The sequence below is a fragment of the Phenylobacterium sp. genome (assembly GCF_031181185.1).
Classification (GTDB): domain Bacteria; phylum Pseudomonadota; class Alphaproteobacteria; order Caulobacterales; family Caulobacteraceae; genus Phenylobacterium.
Genome location: NZ_JAPSKZ010000342.1, coordinates 1 through 1503 on the forward strand (window position 1 = coordinate 1; position 1503 = coordinate 1503).

The window sequence follows — 1503 nt, forward strand, 5'->3', positions numbered from 1 at the left end:
TCAGCGACGCCGGCCGCACGTTGGTCAGGAAGACGTCCGCCTGTCCCGCCAGGCGGGCCAGGGCCTCGCGGCCCTCCGGCTTGGTGATGTCGAGGACCATGCCGCGCTTGCCGCGGTTGTCCACGTCGAAGGTGGGATTCGCGCCCAGGTCCGTTTTCAGGTCGCCGAAGATGTGGCGCATGGCGTCGCCCTCGGGGCGTTCCACCTTGATCACGTCCGCGCCCCAGTCGCCCAGGATCGCCGCGGCGCCTGGCCCGGCGATGTAGGCGGTGAAGTCGACGACCTTCAGGCCCTTCAGCAGCACGCGTCCCTCCCGGTGTTTTCCGGGAGTTTAAACAGGCGTTGGGACGCTTGTCAGGCTACCGCACGGTCATTGGCGGGCGTCCGGGCCGACAGCGCCTCGGCGATGGCCCGGGCGGCGGCGGGGGCGGCGACCGGTTTGCGCAGGAGGGCGTCGGCGCCCGCGCCTCGGCGGGCGGCGCCTTCGGCCGGGTCGGCGATCAGGGCGACCAGCGGCGTGCGCGCGGCCTCCCCGGCCAGGTCCCGCAGGGCGGCGATGGTGGCGGGGTCGTCGACGAACACCAGGTCCAGGTCGCAGACGCGGGCCAGCTCGACGGCGCGACGCCCGTCGGCCGCCTGCACCACCTGATGGCCCAGCTGTTCCAGGGTGGCGCGCAGCATGGCCGACGTCAGGGCCTCGTCGCAGGCGATGAGCGCGCGCAGGCGGCGGGGCTCGGCCTCGGAAAGCGGCGCGACCTCGGCTGCGGGCGGCCGGGCGCTGTGGTCGTAGGGGAGTTCCAGGGTGAAGCAGCTCCCGACGCCGGCGGCGCTCTGCGCCTTCACGTCGCCCCCCATCAGACGGGCGAGCTGCACCGCCAGCGGCAGGCCGAGCCCCGCTCCGGGGGCGCCGGCGCTGGTGCGGGCTACGCGCCGGAAGGGCTGCAGCGCGACCGAGAGCTCCTCGTCGGACAGGCCAGGGCCCGTGTCGGCGACGGCGGCCAGGATCCGGTCGCCCGTGAGGCTAAGGCGCGCCTCGACGCGGCCTCGGACCGTGAACTTCACGGCGTTGCCGATCAGGGCCGACAGCACCTGCCGGGCGCGCGCCGGGTCGGCGATGGCCGCGCCGTGCTCCGCCGCGGCCAGTTCGGCGTCGACGTGGAGCGCGATCTCCAGGCCCTTGGCCGCGGCGGCGGCACGGTGCTGCAGGACGAGGTCGCGGGCGATGGCGGTCAGGTCGACGGGCCGGGGCTCGACCGACAGGGCGCCGGCCTCGGCGCTTTCGGCGTCGACAGTGGTCTCCAGCACCGACAGCAGCTCCTCGACCGCCTCGCGCGCGGCGGTCAGCTGCTGGCGCGACGGCGCGGCGCGGGCGCCGGGACCCGCCGCGGACGCCAGCATGTGGGCCACGCCGGTCAGGCCATTGCGGATCTCGTCCGAGAGAGTGGAGACCAGGTCCGACTTCGAGCGCGCGAGCCGCCGGGCGGCCTCCGCCTGCTCGGCGGC

Annotated in this window: 2 protein-coding genes; both read right to left on the reverse strand. The window is 75.3% G+C overall.

Annotated features, from left to right (window positions below):
* Nucleotides 1–304: CoA transferase (locus tag RIF93_RS20695; protein WP_309093324.1), on the reverse strand; the 304-nt coding region annotated here is incomplete at its 3' end.
* Nucleotides 305–354: 50 nt separating this feature from the next.
* Nucleotides 355–1503, reverse strand: a 1149-nt coding sequence (locus tag RIF93_RS20700) for an ATP-binding protein (RefSeq protein ID WP_309093325.1), incomplete at its 5' end; no start/stop codon positions are given.